Origin of the sequence: Sedimentibacter sp. B4 (genome assembly GCF_000309315.1) — a bacterium.
In the GTDB taxonomy this organism is placed as follows: domain Bacteria; phylum Bacillota; class Clostridia; order Tissierellales; family Sedimentibacteraceae; genus Sedimentibacter; species Sedimentibacter saalensis.
Genome location: NZ_CANG01000955.1, coordinates 196,751 through 216,923, shown reverse-complemented (window position 1 = coordinate 216,923; position 20,173 = coordinate 196,751). Strand labels below are relative to the sequence as shown.

Genomic DNA, 20,173 nt, shown 5'->3' with positions numbered 1-20,173 from the left:
TTGATGATTAAGCGAACAACAATATTTATTTATTACTAAGTTATAAATAATCAATAATAAGTAAATCAGGGAAAAGTTTAGTTGAAACATTTGCCAAATGGAGTATAATGGATAATTGAGGCTAAATATGGCTTATGAGTATTTCATCTTTGGAGGCTTGCATTTAATGGATTATAAGTTTTTCTCATTAATAATATTAATAATAAATGTATGTTTACTGTTTATTAATGTAGTTTTATTTAAGAGATATAAAAACAATAAGGAAACAGGAGCATTTTATAAATGGTTATTGGATTACAGTAAGGATAGTTTGTATTATTATCAGACATACCCTGATATAAAGTTTAAATATATTAGCCCATCAATAAGGGACATTATAGGAATAAAAGAAGAAGTCTTTATAAATGATTATAAAGAGGCCTTTAAGCTCGTCCATCCGGATGATTTTGAATCTGTATATAAAAAATCAATAGGGCATTTCGATTACAACAAGAAACAATTAGCGAGATGGATGAATGCAAATGGCGAATATGTATGGACTGAAGACTGGGCAACACCAATTTATGATAAATTAGGAAAATTGATAGGCGTAGTTGGCAGTTTGCGAAATATTACGGACAGAATCAAATTGGAAGAAGAAATAAACTACAGAAATAATCATGACAATATGACAGGATTGTATAATAGAGCTTACTTTGAAGAATTATTTGATAAATTGGACAAACATACAAGTTGTAAGGTTGGAATAATAGTTTGCGATTTAAATGGGTTAAAAATGATAAATGATAATTATGGCCATAAAATTGGTGATTTACTAATTAAAGAAACTGGAAAACTTCTTAATAAATATTCGTCAGAAAATATTATTATATCGCGTATCGGAGGAGATGAATTTTCAATGGTTTTGACAGATGTCAATGAATCCGATGTTTTAAATTTAGTAAATAATATAAAAAATGATATTATTGAACACAATGAAGAATGTAAAGAAATAGAGATAAATATGTCCATAGGATATTCTACATCTCCATACTCCATTGGTTTCATGAATGACATATTTGTGGTAGCAGATCAAAATATGTATCGATCAAAAAGAAAAGTTAAGATGAATGATTATGAAAAATTAAAGTTAATTCTTAATTATTGATTTACTATAAATATTTTTATAATTCTATTACAATATGTTATGTCGATATAAATAATCTAAAATATGTGAATGGTACTTATGATGGGTGTAAATATAATGGGGGATGAATATGGATGTTACAGGTATCATACGAAATGTAAATACCTGTTTTTTATTGCTTTTCATTAATTTTCGAAATTCCATTTTGAGATAAGTTTATTAATATGAGATCAAGGGAAAGTTTAGTTGAAACGTTTTCTCAACAGGGTTATAATGGTTATAAAGGTATTAATATAATTGAGTTGTTAGAGAGGGGATAATAATGAGAATTTGTCGTCAGTGTCAATGTGAAATGCTTGAGGGGTTTGATGTAAAAGTCGAAGGGGCAGGGTATGGAATTAAAATCTCTAAGGGTACTGGTATCTTTGCAAATAGGATAGAAAAGCCTAAAGTTGCAATCTGTCCGAAGTGTGGTGAAATCTCTTTGTATGTGGAGAGTTTAGATAAAATTTCAGAAGATAAATTTTAACTATTAGTGGTAAAATATAAGTTCATATTTAAAAAGATTAGAGAATGTACCTTTACATATATAGAGTAAAACAATTAATTCAAACCAAGTTGTATGAAAATAATTATGTAAATGTAGTCAGTAATATTCCAATTATACTCAATAGTATTATTATGTGTCATAAGAATTATTTTTAAAATTAGATAATTTAGAATTTAATGGAGAGATGAATGAAAATTGCTATTATAGGTTACAGTGGTTCGGGGAAATCAACTTTGGCAAAAAAATTAAGTCAAAAATATAATTGCCCGATTTTATATTTGGATACCGTAAATTTTGAACCAAACTGGGTTGAACGAGACCGTGAAGTTGCCAAAAGTATGGTAGCAGCATTTATGGAAAATGAGTCATGGGTTATTGACGGAAATTACATAGAATTTTATCAGGAGAGAAGGCTTGAAGAAGCCGATAAAATTGTCTTTATGGATTTTTCTATATTTACATGTTTTTTGCAAGCATACAGGAGAAAGATAAAGGCAAAAAACACCACTCGAGAAAGCATGGCGGATGGCTGCATTGAAAAATTTGATTTAGAATTTGCCAGATGGATCGTAAGAGATGGTAGGACACAAAAATACAAGGATAGATATCGAAAGATCTGCGAAAAATACAGGGATAAGATTCTCGTATGTAAAAACAGGAAAGATGTTGAAAATTTACAAATTTAGCGATGTAACAATAAAATATTGTGTAACAGTAGAAAATTGATACAGATCCAGTGATGTTAATTATCTTCTATTAATTAGGAAGGATAGGTATGAAAAAAGCAAGAAGGTATTATGAAGCCTATGACGATAGATACAAACAAGTGCATAAAGAGTCTCTTACATGGTTTTCTGATAACAATTCTAAAATCGTAATTGATACTATTAATCACTATTTCAACAATAGTAAAATTAATATACTTGAAATTGGGTGTGGTGAAGGTAGGGATGCTAATTTCTTGCTAAAAGAAGGATTTAATGTGTTAGCAACTGATATTTCATCGACAGCAATAAATTATTGTAAAAAAACCTATCATAAAAAGGCAGAATGTTTTCAAGTATTGAATTGTTTAACCGATAGACTTCAAATGAAATTTGATTTTATATATGCTGTTGCAGTTATTCATATGTTAGTTAAAGATGATGATAGACAGTCCTTTTACGAGTTTATTTATAATCAACTATGTGAATCGGGAATTGCCTTAATATGCTCTATTGGAAATGGAACGGAAGAAAGAAAAACTGATATATCTCAGTCTTTTGAATTACAAAAAAGAACACATGAATCTACAGGCAAAGAATTATTAATTGCAGGGACATCATGCAGAGTAGTAAGTTTTGATACTTTATTAAATGAGATTAAAGATAATAATTTTACTTTGCTTAACAGTGGCATTACATCAATAGAACCAGACTTTCCTACAATAATGTATACTATTATAAAAAAGTAAATTTGCTATTTAAATGTAAATTATGTAACAAATCTTTTATTGTACTCGTCTAATATATTAATTATTATTTTTTCCCGCAATTAATTGGTAATAAATTTGGTTTACTAGTAAGATTAAATAGAAATAAAGAAGAATGCAGCAATTTGTTAATTAATAAATTTAGGGAGAACTTTAAACTGGTTAGAGAGAGGAGTACCTGCAAAGAAAGACTGAGAATAGTACAAAAGTAGGTATAGCTTTTTTACAAGTGAAGAAGAAGTAAAATATTGCGATGACTAGTAAACAAAATTCCAATTTGTAGAGCAGTTTTGAACCAAGGATTATTCATATACCATGAAGGAGAACAATACATGAATAGAATTGAAAAAGTTCGAGAATATGTAGATACTGTACTGTTGCATATGTCAGATACTACCGAACGCAGATGCGGCTATTTACATTTGTATGGCGTTTCACAGGCATGTACACTGATTGCCTCAAAGAGAAGAGAAAACACTGAATTGGCGACAATAGCTGGTACGCTTCATGATATTTACTCGTATTCAACTATGGATACAAAAGATCATGCACATAAAGGAGCTGCTATGGCAAGGGAGATATTATCCTCGCTGCAAATTTTTACTGATGATGAGATTGTTACGATTTGCAATGCAATATATAACCATAGTAGTAAGGGCAGTAAACATTCATCTTTTGATGAGGTGTTAGTTGATGCAGATGTTTTGCAGCATTGCTTATACAACCCTCTATTTAATGTTGCCGAACATGAAAAACAAAGGTATGAAGCTCTCAAATCAGAGTTCGGTTTAATGTAGGGTATAAGTATAATGCATAGCGTTCAAATTCCAGTCTGCAGACTCAGACAAATAGGAATTTGTCGATACACTGGTTTTAAAAAGAAGTGAGAAGTTTGGAGGAAATTTTAGTAGAAATATGCAGTATAAGCATATTGATGATAGTATAATTTTAATGCGTAGCTAAGTGATAGATAAGGAGATAGCGTAATATGTCTTTTGCGGATTTTTCAAGTTATAGATTTGGGTTTAATAGACTGGATTCAAAATTAAAGATTTCAGATGATCAAAAGAAATATTATAATAAGTGGATGAAGAAATATGCTGAAATTTTTAAAAGTGAAGAGAAGAGTTTAATTGCGATTGAATGGGATTTACGATGTAGAAAGGCTCTACGTGAGATTTTTTCATCTGCAACTTTTTTTATTGAAGCAAAGAAAAATTTGGAGATGAAATGTTTTTCTTCATATTATTTTTGCTTGTATTATTCTTTATTTCATGCTATATATTCAAGTATATTTTTAGATGTCGAATCTGATATTAACAAGTTATTGAGTATTACACATAGAAATATTATAAATGTATTTATAAGTGCGTTTGGTAATTCAAAAAACGATATAATGACAAGAGATATCGATGCTTTATTTATTAACTTCAAATATAAACGAGAGTATTATTCATATGTTACTCCATTTAATAATCTTTTTAATTATGAAGAAGATTTAGAAAAACTCAGACTTACATTATTGGAATGTTTTCAGCTTACAAGTTTTCATTCTGTAATGATTGAAAAAAGTTATCATAAGAATATAGGCAAAGTTACTAAATTTACTAACATAGATGAAGTATATGAATTTGACGAATTATTCCATAGATTATTTTCAAAAAAAGACGAAATTGGGAAAAATAAATTAGATTCTTCGTGTGAGTTTTTGCGGAGAGAATTGCTACAATTTGGATTTATTCCACAATATATTGCATTGGACCTAGACCATCAATTTGATGAGTTTCATACTTATGATAAATTTTATGACGGCGATAGTAATAAAGATGCTTTGAAGGTGTTGGATATTTGGTCGTTTGTTGCAGAAGCACTAATGTAAGCTCCATTTTAGATAATCGAACGGGAGCTTTTGATTCTAAGACAAAATTCCAATTTGTAGAGGAGGTGTGGTTATGGGAGCAAGAACTATTATGATTTTTCCTGAATTTGATAATATTGATGTTATCAATGATATCCGTAAAAAATATGATCCATTGGCAAATTTAGTGCTGCCACACATTACTTTGGTCTTTCCTTTTGATAGCGAGTTGACTAATGAGGAACTTAAATTGCATTTAATTGGGTCATTGGGTGACATAAATCCATTTAAGATTGAACTAGAAGGATTCAGTAAGCATAAAAACAAATATGGGAATTATTTATTTTTAAATGTAGTAGAAGGTATGGATGTAATTAAAAATATTCATGATAGGCTGTATAAAGATAAACTAAAGCAATTTGATGCAGGTTTAGATTATGTTCCACATATGACAGTTGGAAAAGTATCTTCTATGGAGTTGCTTGATAAAGCATATGATGATGTAAATAAATATAATGATAAATTTAGTACTGTAATTAACAAGATATCTGTTGAAATGATCGGTGAGCATGAGGAATCAATTATCATAATAGAACATGAACTAAATTGACGAATTCTAATTTGCATAGTTGATTAAATGGGTTGCATTAAGATTAGACGGACTACTTTCTTTTAACTATTAATAAATTATGGGGTTGAATATGAATAATAAAGAAATATTGAGAATTGCTATGGAGCAATCGGCTATAGATTTTAATTGCTCCATACAAGATTTTATAAATAGGGGAAATACAGTTGTAATATCAAAATTAAATGAAGAAGCAAAAAAGTGCTATAAAAAACCACATTTTTGCAGTCTTGCATATTACGGTGGAGGATTAGTTGCGTCAGTAGACGAACGAATTAGTGAGTTCATTAGTGAATTTATTTCTAGACATCCAGGTTACACTTGTTTTGATACACCACAATTAATTTTACTTAACAAAGAACTTGAAAAACATGGTAAATGTGTATGTCATATTGCAGAATTCTTCTTGCCAGATATAGAAAAGCAAGTAGAAATTAATAATAATTTTGATGTAAAAGTTTTATCAGAAGATGAGGTTCCTTTTTTATACAAAGATACCCGATTCCATATGGCATTGGGATATGGCAATGACAGAAGTAAGAAGGATGTTTTGGCTGCTGTCGGATATATTGATGGAAAAATTGTTGGTGTTGCTGGAGCAAGCAATTATAGTAATACAATGTATAATGTAGGAATTGATGTATTACCTGAGTATAGAAGATTGGGTGTAGCGACAACACTTACGAAGATATTAACTGATGAAATCATAGACCGTGAAAAGGTACCGTTTTATTGTACGGCATGGTCAAATATTCCCTCAAAAAATAATGCTATTAAGAGTGGTTATAGAACTGCATGGGTCGAAATGGCTGCTATCGATATTAATGATGCAATGAAAATTATTGGAGAAACTATACAATCTTAACTAATTGAATTAGTAACTACTATAAAATGTAAAATTGTGTAACAAATCCTTTGTTTTTCTCGTCTAATATATTATAGGAAGATTCATATAATGTCGAAGTAGTAGAATAACACAAATAAAAGAACGTTTGAATAGCAGAAAGGTGTTATGAAATGGAAGTCATATCTATAAAGAAGTCCCCTGAATATAAATATAAAGCAATAAAATATTTTCAAAGCAAATGGGCATCTACAAATAGCATGAAAGTCTACGATGACTGTATTACAAACTGCATTACTACTTCCAGCCCATTGCCACAATGGTATCTGTTGCTGAATAGAGATGAGATAATTGGTTGTGCTGGTCTAATAACAAATGATTTCATTAGCCGTATGGATTTATATCCTTGGGTATGTGCTTTATACATTGAGAAAGAATACAGAGGAAATGCCTATGGTTCGCTTTTGTTAGAACAGGCTAAAATAGATGCGAGAATAGGGAACTTTTCTTACTTATACCTCTGCACAGACCATGTCGGATATTATGAAAAGTATGGATTTAAATATATTGGTACAGGCTATCATCCATGGGGAGAGAGTTCTCGTATATATTCTGTGGAGGTATAGCATGTTGCATATTCTTCAAATATTTTAATCAGTAGAATATTGTGAAGTAAATTGTTTGGAACTTTCATTAAATATAATATGGAGAATTGCTTATGGAATCAATAAAAATTGCAGATATTACCTGTTATATAGTTTAATCAGTTATCATTTGAAATTATAATGAATATGTGATGTAAAATAGGAGGGAATATGAATAAGGCTTTTTTGTCGATCGTTTTAATATGTTTAAGTATTTATTTAATTATAAGCCGTTCTAATGAAATGTATACTGCTACGGATATGGAAAATGGTAGTATAAATCACTCCGACCTATCCAAGTTAACATAGCATATAAAAACAAGCAAAATAATGATATTCTGGTTGCTAATAGCGATGGTACTTTTGTCTTGTATAAAAGTAATAAAAATTATGTAAAAGTAATTGGCGGGAATTGGAGTAATAATGCCTTTATAATTGATTTTGAGTATGCAGAATGTCCTGATCCCAAATATACATTTATTAGGAAAGGAACTGAACATGCACTAAACAGTTTTACCTTTAATAATGACGAATGGGTGAAAGACGAGAAACTTTCAACTAAAGAAATATATGAAGAAAAAATCAATATAGGTAAAACAATTAATCATAGAGGGGAATATACCATAGTAGATTATGGTCTTAGTGATGAGGAAATACTGACAAACAGTGTTCTCCAGTTTGGTGGGCCCACATTAGGAGCCACTTATTCAAAGATACTCATATTTTTTGAAGACAACAGTTTCAAGTATTATGGTTCTGGTTATGGCTATGATACAAAAGAAGATGCCGAAGAATATAATAATAGAATTAATTATCTAAGTGGAAATTGGAAAATAGAGAACAACCAAATTCTTTTTGAAATTAATGAAAGTGAAATAAAATGTGGGGGACATGCGGAATATGATGTAATATCTGGTTTCATTTTAGTAGATTATGAATTAACTAATGAACTTAATGGAACAAATTCTACAGTTAATTTTGAAGTTCATATTGATGAGATCGACCCAAGATATAAATCTTATATAGAAATAAATGAAGACAAGTACTACTTTATGAGCGGATATAAGTATTATAATAATAAAGATCATATTGATATATTTATTAAAAATATAAATTATTAATATAGTGGTACAAAATAAAAACCGACTAATAAGAATTTATCGGGCAGCTTATCAAAGGAGTGTATGATGAAAAAAATAGCTATCTTCACGTTATTATGTATTTTGATATTTGTTTTGGCTGGCTGTGATTTAGAGGACGATAAAGGCACAGGTGAAATAAGAGACGTTAAGTCATATATGAATTCCAAAACAAAAGATAGAGTTACTGACATCGAATTGATAAATATAGAAATAATCCCCCAACGAATCGAAACACATGAATTTATTTTAGATGGGACCACTTTTTATGATGGCAAAGATGAGACAATACCAGAACATAACGTAAAAACATTCAGGGCATTTTCAAAAAAATTAGATTCCTATGTCTTCTTGACGTTTAACGAGTATTCCAAAGAGTATAATATGGTACAAAATTATGATGTTTTAGAAGAAAAACAGGGTGCGCTTGAGCTGACAAACTTACTGCAAGATATTATGGAAGCAAATCAGATACCGATAAAAGCCTTAAATTACAGTAAGTTTTATCAGGAAACAACAGATTTGAATGATATATATAAGCTGTCCGGCGACTACGATATTTCAAATTATTGTCCTTCCTGTCCGTTATGGATAATAATAACCGTCGATTCTTCCTCCAATGACATCAGAAGTGTTAAGGATATGATACAAGAGACGATTAACATCACCGAAGAATATATTTCGTTAGAAATAAAAACAAGCGATAATAGAACAATTGCATTTTTTAAGGATGGTCAGCCGCTTATTGATGAAAATGGAGCGGGCGGGTTAAAAACTGATTTTTAGGAGCACTCCCTCGTCGCGTGGTATGATTTAAATTCTTTAGCTAATTTATAGGAGGTTTACAAATGGAAAAAATGATTAAGATTAGGATTGAAGAAGAAACAGATTATAAGAAAGTAGAAGAAATCACAAGGAATGCTTTTTGGAATTTATATATTCCGGGGTGCATTGAACACTACTTAGTTCATGTTATGCGATCCCACAAGGATTTTCTGCCTGAGTTGGATCTGGTGATTGAAGCAGATAATCAGATTATCGGGAATATCATGTATACAAAGGCAAAACTGGTTGATGAGTCTGGGGAAGAAAAAGAAATTCTCACCTTCGGTCCGGTTTGCATTATGCATGAATACCAAAGAATGGGCTACGGTAAAATGCTTATGGAGCATTCTTTTGAAAAAGCGGCTGAACTTGGATATGACGTGATTGTAATATACGGAAACCCATATAATTATGTAAGCCGTGGATTTAAAAGCTGTAAAAAGTACAATATATGTCATGAGAATGGAACATGCCCATCAGCAATGATGGTAAAAGAACTGAAGCAGGGTGTGTTGGACGGAAGAAAATGGTTTTATTATGAAAGCCCTGTGATGAATATAAACGAACAAGAAGCCGAGTGTTTTGATGAAAGTCTGGAAAAAATGGAGAAGAAATTCGAACCTAGTCAGGAAGAATTTTATATTTACAGCCATTCTATTATACAGTGAGTTTCATTTAGTGGTATGATAATAAGTTACAACTCACAAAATTATACAGAGTTTTTGGCATGAAAATTGATCATTTATAATTTTATATTATTGCGTATTTCACATATTGCGTCGCATAAGTAATTAAATGCGATATGCGATATTTGTTAAAAACCAATAAATAGGAATTTGTCGGGTAGTTTTGAACTGTGGGAATTTATAAATTGTGTGGCAGGAGGAGATAAAAAAATGTTAAAAGCGACACCGAATTTTCATTTTAGATGTCAATGCAAGCAAGCTATTGAACTATACAGACAAGCTTTTGGAGCGGAAGTAAAAGAATTGCTTTTTAATTCTGATGCAAACCCGCAGGATTATCAGGTAAAGGATGAAAGTCATAAAGAATTAGTATATCATGCGGAAATTTATATCGGAAATCAACGGATGTTCCTTTCTGATTTGTTAGATGATACGATTCCCGCTGGGAATACATTGTCCCTAGTAGTCACATTTGAGATGGCAGCGGACGTTAAGAAAGCCTATGAAATAATTAAAGATGGTGCTACCTTGATTACTCCTATGACAAATACGACATACAGCTCCTGCTTTGTTTCCCTGATTGATAAATTTGGCATGCGGTGGGAATTGATGACTGAGCAAACCGAGAGATGAATCATTGCTAGGATTTAAGGATTTTAGATTTGGTGCCGGAATAGGTGTATAGTACGTAATATGTGTATTTATGGAGGTCAATTATGGCAAAGTATGAAAAGAAATTAATAGGTAATTTTCAGGAAATAATAAACAAACTTGAAAATGAAATTATGAATAGTGGTTTTTCAATGAATTTAGTTGATGAAAGCAACTACAGTTCAGGAGATTCATATATAGCAGTTCGTGTATATGATAAATATTTCATGCGAAACTCAAGCAGGGCTAGTTTAAGTTTAACAGTAGTTGGTCATGGCAATGATATTTTTATTTCAGCTATTGGAGCAGGCGGTGGACAAGGAGTAATTTTTAACTTCAGTTTGGGAGCTGAAGATGAATTGGTAGACATCGTTAGATATTGCATAGATGAATTAGAATAAATATATGAAATAATTTATGTAGATAAATGTTATAAAAATAAATGATATAGAAATTTCTATTGTTAAAAGTAACAACTTATTGGGGGTATAATGTGAAGAGGATTAATTTGATATCATAAAAGAATGATCGGAATTTAATTAAAGCTGTGAAATTAAGAGAGCTAAAAGTACCTAACTACATAGCTGCAGAAAAAAATGGAACTAAACCATGTAAAACTATTGAGAGGATTTTTATGAACATTTTGGTTATAGGCGGGACAAAATACTTCGGGATTTATCTTATTAAAGAGTTGTTGGAACAGGGACATAATGTAACCATTGCAACGAGAGGCATTGCAAAAGATAATTATGGGGATAAGGTTTCGAGAATTATCTTTAACAGGACGGATGCTGCCAGTGTGAAGGAATCATTATCAGGCAAGTTTTTTGATATTGTATATGATAAACTAGCCTATTGCTCAAATGATGTAAAATATTTATTGGATGTTATAAAATGCAATAAATATATATTGATGTCCAGCACAGCAGTTTATGAAAAGCATTGGGACACAAAGGAAGATGACTTTGACCCCAAGAATAAAGAACTAATTTGGTGTTCAAGAATAGATTTCCCATATGATGAAGCCAAACGACAGGCTGAGCATGCATTATGGCAGAAATATAATGATATAAATGCAATTGCAGTAAGATATCCCTTTGTTATTGGACAAGACGATTATACGAAAAGGTTATATTTTTATGTAGAACATGTTATAAAAGGAATGCCAATGTATATTGATAATATTGATTGTCAGATGGGATTTATCCGATCAGATGAGGCGGGTTTATTTATGGCATTTCTTGCTGACAAGGATTTTTCAGGTCCTATTAATGGAAGTTCGTATGAAACTATTTCTATAAGAGAAATATTGAAGTATGTTACAGAAAGAACAGGAAAAGAGGCTGTCTTACCGGAAGATGGAGAAAAAGCACCATATAATTGTGAATCTGAATACAGTATTAATACAAAAAGGGCTGAAAAATTAGGATTTAAGTTCAGTAATCTAAAAGATTGGATATATGAGTTGATAGACTATTATATAGAATCAGTCACCGCCAGATAATCCTTAAGATATATTTATATTTTATTTTATGTATGAGGTGTAGTGATGAAGAAAATATTAATGATGCTCATAGTATTTGTCTATTTTGTACCGATATCTCTTTTTATTTCGTTTTATTTAATTTCAACGCAAAATTTGCAGGGTTCTTCGACACTTGCTGCTCTATCAATGCCATTCGTATTCATGCTTGTGGTCTGTGGGATAGTAATCATAAATATTGTAGGGGCAATGCGTTCTGTTGTGCAACAACAGTGCCTTTCGTTTAGAACTGTTATGGTCTTTAAATTATGGCTTATCCCATTCTATATTGTTAATTTTGCATGTTGGGTGCTTGCTTCAGCCGTATTCCATATTGCCATAATAGTTTGGCCAATAATTCCTTTTATTATTGCATACACTTATTTCTCAATGCTTGGAACGTCTGCACACATCATAGCCAAACTGACTGTTTTGCGCAGAAGCAAGAAGATTACCGCAAAACAATTTGCTATTCATTGCATATTTCAGATTGTTTTTGCAGTTGATGTAATTGACAGCATCTATTTAGCGAAAAAACAAAAAAAATTTGAACCAACATTAGAGCTGCAGTGACATTTAAGAATAGGAAAATTATACAGATTAAAATTTTGCTTATTTGATTGTACCGTTGAAAGGAGATTAATAATGTGAAAGCAAAGGCTCGTTTCATATCCATAGTATTTTTGGTATTAGTGCTATATTTATATATTAGTGGCTATAAATTTACACCAAGGCAAGCAGCCAATGCACATTATTTTTTAGAAAGAGACTCTCAAGTAATTAGTGAAGTTGATGTGTTTTATAATTTTTATATTATGTTAATTTGCATGACTTATAAATTACGTCGCATCAGTAAAATTATATGAATTTGCATAAAAAGAGTGAGGAGGGTTTTATGAAATTTGATAGAAAACTTTTCAATTGGTCAGCATGGATAGTTGTAGTTTTAACTTACATAGTACCATATCAAATAGATGGCTTAGCTATGAAATGTGGATTTCCATTACGATTTTGGAAAATTTATATTAACAATACATCAAGTTCTTCATTATTGAATTCTAGCAGCCTTAATTTGATTGAACTTTTAATTAATATATTAATAGCTTATTTAATAATTTCGTTTATTTACAAGTTATATATTAAACAAAAGAACAAATAGATAAAAAAATACAAATGATACATTAATTAATAAAAAAATAGTCTAAAATCTGAATTCAAGAAATCGGGGGTATTATGGATAAATTCGTTTTAATTAAGCCGAATTTTAATTATGAAGGTGATATTGAAGCCTTTCGTAAAGAAATGCTAGAGGCTGACAGCTCTATGGATGGGACAGGTCCATTGAGGCGTATGGAAAATATTGAGGAATGGCTGGAATTTAATAAAAAATGTGAAAATGAAGAAAGTGCACCTGAAAATTGGGTTCCATGTGAACAATTCATTTATGTTCGTGAAGCAGGCAATAAAATAGTTGGTATGATTCAATTTAGACATTATTTCAACGAATTTCTTGAAAAATATGGTGGTCATATCGGATATTCGGTACGCCCTAATGAAAGAAGAAAAGGCTACGCTAAGCATATGCTGGCTGAATGTCTTGAAGTTTGTAAAGCATATGGGCTTAAGGATGTTCTAATAACGTGCATTCAAGGAAACGAAGGTAGCAAACGTACCATCCTGGCTAACAATGGCGAATATGAAAGTACAATTTATTGTGAGCCTGATAATGTATATCTCGAAAGATACTGGATACATTTGTAAATTTCTATTTGTAAATAATTGACTATTGAGTTTATTGCTTATAAAAGGAGGGATTATGAATAAAAAACTAATCGGTATCACATTGTTGCTATGTTTATCTACCGTTTTTTTGCTTACAGAAGTTTCAACTTGAATAATCAACTTGAACGATCAAACGATATTATAGATTCAATAACATGGAGTGAATTAATAAATCTAAACAATTCACTCCATAGAATATCAGACGAACTTATGGATTATGATTATAACTTGGATGAGAAAGAATTGTATTTTACTTTAATTGGCAAAGAAAGTAGCCGCTTAAATGAAATAGGTATGAATTTCGGAAATTGCTTAGCTCAGATAATCTTATTTATGAAGAATACATCTGGAAGATATCGGTATTCATTAATGACATAACAAGTGGCAGATTGATAGATGAAGAAAAAATTCATCAAGTAGCCATTGTAATTGATAAACAACAAAAGGATTTGCAAAATATGTTTTTTTCAGACAATGCAATTGGTGTTTCAGGAGTTAATAATGCAGAAAATATTGAACAAATTAAAGACATATTAAATATTATTATTGATGAAATTAATGAAGTATCAGAATAATTTGTAATAATTTAGGAATATACGTAGGAGGAAAATACAATGAATGCTTCAGTAAAGCCAAATATTACATTAGATGAACTTGATAAGATTGATATTAGAGTAGGAACAATAATATCAGTTGAGGACATTAAAAGTTCGAATAAATTAGTTAAACTTTCAGTCGACTTTGGTGATTTTATGAGGACCATATTAGTTGGAATGAAAGGTGAAAGAGAAAATCCAAAAGAAATAGAAGGACAGCAGGCTTTATTTGTTGTTAACCTGGCCCCTAAGAAAATGGCTGGAGAACTTTCTGAAGGAATGTTATTTGACATTGGATATGCAGATGGTATTGTCCCTGTATTGGCTCAACCCGAAAAAACAGTGCCTAATGGCACAAGGGTTGGATAATATTTCAATTTAAGTGTAAAATTGTGTAACAAATCCTTTGGTTATCTCGTCTAATATAAAAGTTATTAATATTTTTTGCGCAATAGGTTGGTAATTAATTTGGGTGCTAACATTAACAATTCTATAAAACAAAGAAAAGCTTTAATAAGGTGAAATAATATGTTAATAAAACCAAGACACTTATGTTATGGTGATACCATTGCAACTGTAAGCCCTTCTAATGGTTGGGCGGGGGATTATAATATTAATTGGAAGTATCACCTTGGAGTTAATAGACTAAAGGATTTATTCGGATTGAATGTTGTTTCTGCGCCAAACTCACTAAGAGGAAGCGAGTATTTAGCAAAAAATCCACAGGCACGTGCTGAAGATTTAATTTGGGCATTTAAAAATCCTAAAGTAAAAGCAATCATATCAAATATTGGTGGTAATGATAGTATCAAAATTCTGCCTTTCATAAATCAAAATGTAATAAAAAATAATCCTAAAATTTTCATTGGATATTCAGATGTTCTAAACGTACATATTTTATGTTATAAATTAGGGTTGTCTACTTTTTATGGCGATAATTTATTAACCAATATTGCTGAAACACCTGAAATTCACACATACAGTAAGAGATGGTTTCAAAAAGTATTATTTGACCCTTCTCCAATTGGATTGATAGAACCTTCAGAAAATTGGACTTATGAAAAAGTTGACTATTCAAACAGATTATCAAAAAGAAAATATTATATAAATAATGGATATTCAATAATTCAGGGACAAGGAAAGTCTTGTGGCCGTTTAATAGGCGGGCATACAGGAATAATGGAGTTAGTTGGAACATCAATTGAACTCATTAAAGATGACTTCAAAGATACAATTTTATTTATTGAGGATATACCTGAATTTTTTTCTCCTGAAAAACTTCAAGCATTTATAGACTGGTTAGGAAAGATTGGAGCATTACAATTATTAAAAGGTATTGTTATTGGTAAATTAAATGAGAACATAGGTATCGATGAGCATAAAACAAAAATGTTAAATATAATAAATAACAAATATTCGATAACTTCTTTACCTATATTATATGGCCTGAATTTTGGCCATAGTTCGCCTACATGTATTTTACCATATGGTGTAATGTCTGAAATAAATTGTGAGAATAATAGTTTTTCAATTCTTGAATCAGGAGTAATTTAATTAAATGCATGCATTTATAAAGAGAAGGTTGACAGATATTTTCAAAATGTTAAAAGCAAATAAATAGGAATTTGAATTATTAAAGGGAGAATTTGCGATGAAATCATTTTTAAGAACTTTTGTTATATGTATCATTTTAAGTTATGTTTTCTTACTAATTATTGGAGGACTGATTTCGGAAAACGGTTTGGCATTGCTTGTTTTTGTAGCATTTGTAATTACAGTCATTATTACAATATTTACAAATCAAGAATCTAAAATTGAGGATTTAGAAAAAAGACTAACAAAACTTGAAGAACAAAACAAAGAAAATGAATAGTACAAATTCCAATTTATATAGTAGTCAGCATAATTTTTCAGTTGTTATGTCGTAATGTTTGGTTATAACGTCGCAATAGTAGTATTATGTTAAATAAAATTGTATCTGAAGGAGGATGAAAAAGTGATTATTTGGTTAAACGGTGCATTTGGTTCTGGAAAAACGACATGTGCTTTCGAATTAAATAGAAGACTTCCCAATTCTTTTGTCTATGATCCTGAAAATATCGGATATTTTATTCGCAATAATACACCAAAAAAGATTCAAAAGACTGATTTTCAAGATCATGGACAATGGCGATCATTTAATTATGAAATGTTAAAATATATTGCCACAGAATATTCGGGTATAATTATTGTGCCCATGACCATCAATAATCATCAATATTATAAAGAAATAATCCAAAAACTTATAGATGAAGGCATAATTCTAAAGCATTATATATTGTATGCTAACAAAGAAATAATATTAAAACGATTGAACAAACGACTTGAACGAGGTGAAACTTGGACAAAATCTCAAATTGATCGGTGTATTCAAGCTTTTGATACTGAAATTACTGAAGAAAAAATCATAACAGATAATAGAAGTATTGACTATGTCGTTGAAGAAATTGCAAAAAGAAGTGGATTAACCATTTTACCAGACAAAAGAACATTTTTGAAAAAGGGAATTGATAGAGCAATAACATTAATAAGACATATACGATAATTAAGAGATTATATCAATTATGTCGAATAATTCTTATTATATGTCTTTTTTATTACTATGGTAAAGAGTTTTCTGAAATAAATCTGCCGGACCTGTAGCATATAATATCTTATCTACTGATTACCAAGAAAAACTATTATATGATCAGTATTTAAAACTTTTGAAAATATACTTCATATAAACTTGTTAAAATTAAAAGAAGTGTAAGTGCCTTGCAAATCAATGTACAATAAATATTTTATAGGGGGATTAAAATGAACTTTAAATTATTATTATTTGCATTTTCACCATATGTAATAGGGTACATGGTTAATTATGTTCTGATGAATTGGAATGGGATGATTTCAATGGTTTTAGGGATATTATTTTTGATTTATTGGTATTACGTGGGATATAAGTCATATGATTATGTTCAAAACAAAATGAAATCTATATTAATAGGTAATAGTTTCGTAATTATTAATATCATTTTAATTTTGGTTCAAGAGATAATTTTAAAGGAATATATGCTTAATATAATGGGGTTATCATCACAAATGTTTTATTTAGCTCCAATTGGCATTACTACAATATTAGGCAGAATTATTTTCTTTTTTACGTCAAGTTATAAAGGGTGGTATTTTCATATTTTGTCATTCATATTAATGATAACCGTGTATTATGCAGGCTATAGTGCTAAACTGAAAAGTAAAAGAAATTACAAGATGTAATTAAATTTAGTTGATATTGATAATTAAAACATTTAAAATGTTATATTTATTATTATGGAGAAGGTATGGTAACAAGAAAATCAAGTCGTGCAATATTGCTAAATGAGAAAGAAGTATTCTTGTTTAAATTTGAATTTGCTTCTTTATCGGAACATAAAACTCTTTGGGTAACACTAGATGGGGTTAGAGTATACAAGTAGAATATAACATTGAATATTAAAATGGGGGAATAAGAGTATGGATTTAGTGTATAAGCATCCAAATATGGATTCAGTAGAAATAAGACAAGATGTTGTTTATAAAGTTAGTGATGAAAAGTTATTGAAGTTGGATGTATATTACTCAAATAACACTGATGTGTCGAGTATTCCTACTGTTGTTGTAGTACATGGCAGTTCAACAATGAAAGATATTAAGGATATAAAACTTTTTCAATCATGGGGAAAAGTGCTGGCAGCATCTGGGTTTAATACAGTTGTATTTAATTGGAGGCCTGAAGAATGTCCGGGTGATATAAAAGATCTTATTTATTTTCTTCTCGGTAATTCAAGTGATTTGAAATTAAATGTCAACAACTTAAATATTTTTGCTTTTTCTTCAGGCGTAGAAATAGGTGCTAAAAATATTATGGAAATAAATACTGGTTTTATTAATAAGATCATTGCTTATTACGGAAAACTAGATTCAAGTATAATAGATATGATTAACAAATCCTGTCTGCCAAAATTTTTAATTGCAATGGGATCTTTAGATGATGTTTATTCTTCTGATTGTAACGATAATTTTATTGAAGAAGTAAGAAATTTAGGATGTGAAGTTGAGTTTGTATTACATTCAAAAGGTGAACACGGTTTTGAAGTATTCAATGAAGGTGAAGAAACTAATAGAATTATTGACGATACAATTAAATTTATAAATGAATAGTCTGAAATCTAAATTAAAGAAATCGTTAAGGAGGGTTTACAACATGACTGTTTATATAGCATTGTTAAGAGGCATTAACGTAGGCGGAAAGAATATAATCAAGATGGCAGATTTGAAAAGAGTATTTGAATCAATTGGGCTTTGCGAAGTGAAAACTTATATTCAAAGTGGAAATGTTCTATTCATATCAAGTGAAACTGAGGAATTTTTGTGCAATAAAATTGAACATGAGATTGAAGCAGTCTTTAGTATTCCTGTAAAAGTTATTTTGAGGACGTCTATGGAGTTAGAACAAATTATTTCGAATTGCCCATTCTCCAAGGATGAAGTAACAGAAGCAGAGACTTTATCCGAAGTAGAGAGCCTATATGTTGCATTATTGACACATAATCCTTTAAAAGAAAATATTGAGTGCATAGATGTTTATAGAAGTGAAAGCGATAAATATCATATTGTAGGGAGAAACATTTATCTTTTATTCCATCATAGTATTAGAAATTCAAAACTTGCTAATAATCTTAATAAATTGAATGTTCCGATAACTGTTCGTAATTGGAAAACATTAAGCAAACTTTCAGCATTAGCAAAAAGTATGGAAATGAAATGTCATTGACTGATGAAACTAAATTTATAAATTTGTTGAAATGGGAATATGAAGAGTTAAAACTACTCTTAAATAGAAAGGGGAAAAAATATGAATATTAATAAGGGAGCAAAGGTTGGTATCGTGATTGAGATTATAGCACTTGTCATAATGATTCTTACTGCTGTTTTTAATAAAACTATTCCATCTGCAGTGAGTTGGATTTTTACCATAGGCTTAGCGATTGCATTAACAGGAACAATAGTAGACCTTTCAAAAAATAATAATAAAATATAAAAATGATGATTCAAACTTGCAGTATTATATACGAGTCGTAAAAGGAGTTGTTTATGGTTGAAAAATGGATTGCAGTAGTTGGAAGTCCAAGAAAGGGTAAAAACACAGACCTAATTGTGGATTATTTTATTCAAGGGTTAGTGGAGAAAAACATTGAAGTAGACAAGTTCTTGTTAAGCAGTTCAAACATTACGACTTGTACAGGATGTGAATATTGTATTAAGTCAGGTACATGTATTATTGAGGACGATATATCCAAGATTATTGAAGGCATGAAAAAAGCAGATGGATATATATTTGCTTCACCTTCATATAATTACAACGTGACAGCCCAAATGAAGGCTTTGTTAGATAGGACCTTTTGTCTGAATGATTATAGTAATGGCTGTAAAAGCCGGCTTTCACCCAATAAAAAGGCAATCGTAATTGGTGTATGTAAAGGAAGCAAAAAAGAGTCAATGGGGTTCACAGTGGAATGCATGAGCAAAACTCTTTCAGATCTAGATGTTAATATCATCAATACACTTGAATATTATGATACAAAAAACATGCCTGTTGCAAATAATGATGATATTAAAGAAAAAATCAATGAATTAATAAGAGATTTATAATTTATAAATGTCAACTGACTGCCGGACATTGGCTGGTTCTTAATAAATGCTTAGGAGTTAGGCTAGAGTTGTTTTGTATTAGACTGTTAAAAAATAGACAACGTTATCATATTCATAGGTGTAAATATAATGGGGGAATATT

The 20,173-nt window shown here is 30.2% G+C and carries 28 protein-coding genes; all 28 read left to right on the top strand.

From position 1 onward, the window contains the following. Positions 1–166 precede the first annotated feature (166 nt). On the top strand, positions 167–1,147 hold the full coding sequence (locus tag BN358_RS19105) for a sensor domain-containing diguanylate cyclase (RefSeq protein ID WP_019230135.1): 981 nt from the start codon (positions 167–169) through the stop codon (positions 1,145–1,147). Positions 1,148–1,478: 331 nt separating this feature from the next. Next, positions 1,479–1,655, top strand: coding sequence for a nucleic acid-binding protein (locus BN358_RS19100; protein ID WP_232233384.1), 177 nt, complete (start codon positions 1,479–1,481; stop codon positions 1,653–1,655). Positions 1,656–1,864: 209 nt separating this feature from the next. Continuing rightward, complete coding sequence (locus BN358_RS19095) at positions 1,865–2,362, top strand: DNA topology modulation protein (protein WP_019230133.1); 498 nt, start codon at positions 1,865–1,867, stop codon at positions 2,360–2,362. Between the two features lie 89 nt (positions 2,363–2,451). Beyond that, complete coding sequence (locus BN358_RS19090; RefSeq protein ID WP_019230132.1) at positions 2,452–3,129, top strand: class I SAM-dependent methyltransferase; 678 nt, start codon at positions 2,452–2,454, stop codon at positions 3,127–3,129. 350 nt (positions 3,130–3,479) lie between these two features. Further along, positions 3,480–3,944 carry an HD domain-containing protein gene (locus tag BN358_RS19085; RefSeq protein WP_019230131.1) on the top strand — a complete coding sequence of 155 codons (465 nt, stop codon included), beginning with the start codon at positions 3,480–3,482 and terminating at the stop codon, positions 3,942–3,944. 191 nt (positions 3,945–4,135) lie between these two features. After that, on the top strand, positions 4,136–5,026 hold the full coding sequence (locus BN358_RS22605; protein ID WP_019230130.1) for a hypothetical protein: 891 nt from the start codon (positions 4,136–4,138) through the stop codon (positions 5,024–5,026). Between the two features lie 73 nt (positions 5,027–5,099). Continuing rightward, on the top strand, positions 5,100–5,615 hold the full coding sequence (locus BN358_RS19075; RefSeq protein ID WP_019230129.1) for a 2'-5' RNA ligase family protein: 516 nt from the start codon (positions 5,100–5,102) through the stop codon (positions 5,613–5,615). A 91-nt stretch (positions 5,616–5,706) separates the two neighbouring features. Beyond that, positions 5,707–6,498, top strand: a complete 792-nt coding sequence (locus BN358_RS19070) for a GNAT family N-acetyltransferase (protein WP_019230128.1) — start codon at positions 5,707–5,709, stop codon at positions 6,496–6,498. Between the two features lie 152 nt (positions 6,499–6,650). Beyond that, positions 6,651–7,103: a GNAT family N-acetyltransferase gene (locus tag BN358_RS19065; RefSeq protein WP_019230127.1), complete on the top strand. Its 453-nt coding sequence runs from the start codon at positions 6,651–6,653 to the stop codon at positions 7,101–7,103. Between the two features lie 386 nt (positions 7,104–7,489). Then, positions 7,490–8,242 carry a hypothetical protein gene (locus tag BN358_RS19060; protein ID WP_019230125.1) on the top strand — a complete coding sequence of 251 codons (753 nt, stop codon included), beginning with the start codon at positions 7,490–7,492 and terminating at the stop codon, positions 8,240–8,242. Positions 8,243–8,308: 66 nt separating this feature from the next. Further along, positions 8,309–9,046, top strand: a complete 738-nt coding sequence (locus tag BN358_RS19055) for a hypothetical protein (protein WP_019230124.1) — start codon at positions 8,309–8,311, stop codon at positions 9,044–9,046. A gap of 71 nt (positions 9,047–9,117) precedes the next feature. Then, a complete protein-coding gene (locus tag BN358_RS19050; protein WP_198018521.1) occupies positions 9,118–9,753 on the top strand; it encodes a GNAT family N-acetyltransferase in 636 nt (211 codons plus the stop codon). Between the two features lie 228 nt (positions 9,754–9,981). Next, entirely contained in the window at positions 9,982–10,404 is a 423-nt protein-coding gene (locus BN358_RS19045) for a glyoxalase/bleomycin resistance/extradiol dioxygenase family protein (RefSeq protein ID WP_019230122.1), read from the top strand. Positions 10,405–10,487: 83 nt separating this feature from the next. Next, entirely contained in the window at positions 10,488–10,823 is a 336-nt protein-coding gene (locus BN358_RS19040) for a DUF6054 family protein (protein ID WP_019230121.1), read from the top strand. 146 nt (positions 10,824–10,969) lie between these two features. Beyond that, positions 10,970–11,926: an NAD-dependent epimerase/dehydratase family protein gene (locus BN358_RS19035; protein ID WP_157593564.1), complete on the top strand. Its 957-nt coding sequence runs from the start codon at positions 10,970–10,972 to the stop codon at positions 11,924–11,926. Positions 11,927–11,971: 45 nt separating this feature from the next. Then, positions 11,972–12,517, top strand: coding sequence for a hypothetical protein (locus BN358_RS19030; protein WP_019230119.1), 546 nt, complete (start codon positions 11,972–11,974; stop codon positions 12,515–12,517). A 322-nt stretch (positions 12,518–12,839) separates the two neighbouring features. Beyond that, complete coding sequence (locus BN358_RS19020) at positions 12,840–13,103, top strand: hypothetical protein (RefSeq protein ID WP_019230117.1); 264 nt, start codon at positions 12,840–12,842, stop codon at positions 13,101–13,103. A gap of 74 nt (positions 13,104–13,177) precedes the next feature. Further along, on the top strand, positions 13,178–13,705 hold the full coding sequence (locus tag BN358_RS19015) for a GNAT family N-acetyltransferase (protein WP_019230116.1): 528 nt from the start codon (positions 13,178–13,180) through the stop codon (positions 13,703–13,705). A 329-nt stretch (positions 13,706–14,034) separates the two neighbouring features. After that, entirely contained in the window at positions 14,035–14,301 is a 267-nt protein-coding gene (locus BN358_RS19010; protein WP_157593563.1) for a hypothetical protein, read from the top strand. 39 nt (positions 14,302–14,340) lie between these two features. Next, a complete protein-coding gene (locus BN358_RS19005; protein ID WP_019230114.1) occupies positions 14,341–14,691 on the top strand; it encodes a tRNA-binding protein in 351 nt (116 codons plus the stop codon). A 159-nt stretch (positions 14,692–14,850) separates the two neighbouring features. Then, the gene (locus tag BN358_RS19000) at positions 14,851–15,876 is read left to right on the top strand and encodes a S66 peptidase family protein (RefSeq protein WP_019230113.1); all 1,026 of its coding nucleotides are present in this window, start codon (positions 14,851–14,853) and stop codon (positions 15,874–15,876) included. Between the two features lie 97 nt (positions 15,877–15,973). After that, positions 15,974–16,195 (top strand): hypothetical protein, encoded by a 222-nt coding sequence (locus BN358_RS18995; RefSeq protein WP_019230112.1) that lies wholly within the window; start codon positions 15,974–15,976, stop codon positions 16,193–16,195. Positions 16,196–16,318: 123 nt separating this feature from the next. Further along, complete coding sequence (locus BN358_RS18990) at positions 16,319–16,906, top strand: AAA family ATPase (RefSeq protein ID WP_019230111.1); 588 nt, start codon at positions 16,319–16,321, stop codon at positions 16,904–16,906. 254 nt (positions 16,907–17,160) lie between these two features. Then, positions 17,161–17,616, top strand: coding sequence for a hypothetical protein (locus BN358_RS18985; protein ID WP_019230110.1), 456 nt, complete (start codon positions 17,161–17,163; stop codon positions 17,614–17,616). Between the two features lie 237 nt (positions 17,617–17,853). Further along, a complete protein-coding gene (locus BN358_RS18980; protein WP_019230108.1) occupies positions 17,854–18,540 on the top strand; it encodes an alpha/beta hydrolase in 687 nt (228 codons plus the stop codon). A 43-nt stretch (positions 18,541–18,583) separates the two neighbouring features. Further along, complete coding sequence (locus BN358_RS18975; RefSeq protein ID WP_019230107.1) at positions 18,584–19,153, top strand: DUF1697 domain-containing protein; 570 nt, start codon at positions 18,584–18,586, stop codon at positions 19,151–19,153. 81 nt (positions 19,154–19,234) lie between these two features. Then, positions 19,235–19,420, top strand: coding sequence for a hypothetical protein (locus tag BN358_RS18970; protein WP_019230105.1), 186 nt, complete (start codon positions 19,235–19,237; stop codon positions 19,418–19,420). Between the two features lie 53 nt (positions 19,421–19,473). Continuing rightward, positions 19,474–20,031 (top strand): flavodoxin family protein, encoded by a 558-nt coding sequence (locus BN358_RS18965; protein WP_019230104.1) that lies wholly within the window; start codon positions 19,474–19,476, stop codon positions 20,029–20,031. Positions 20,032–20,173 lie beyond the last annotated feature (142 nt).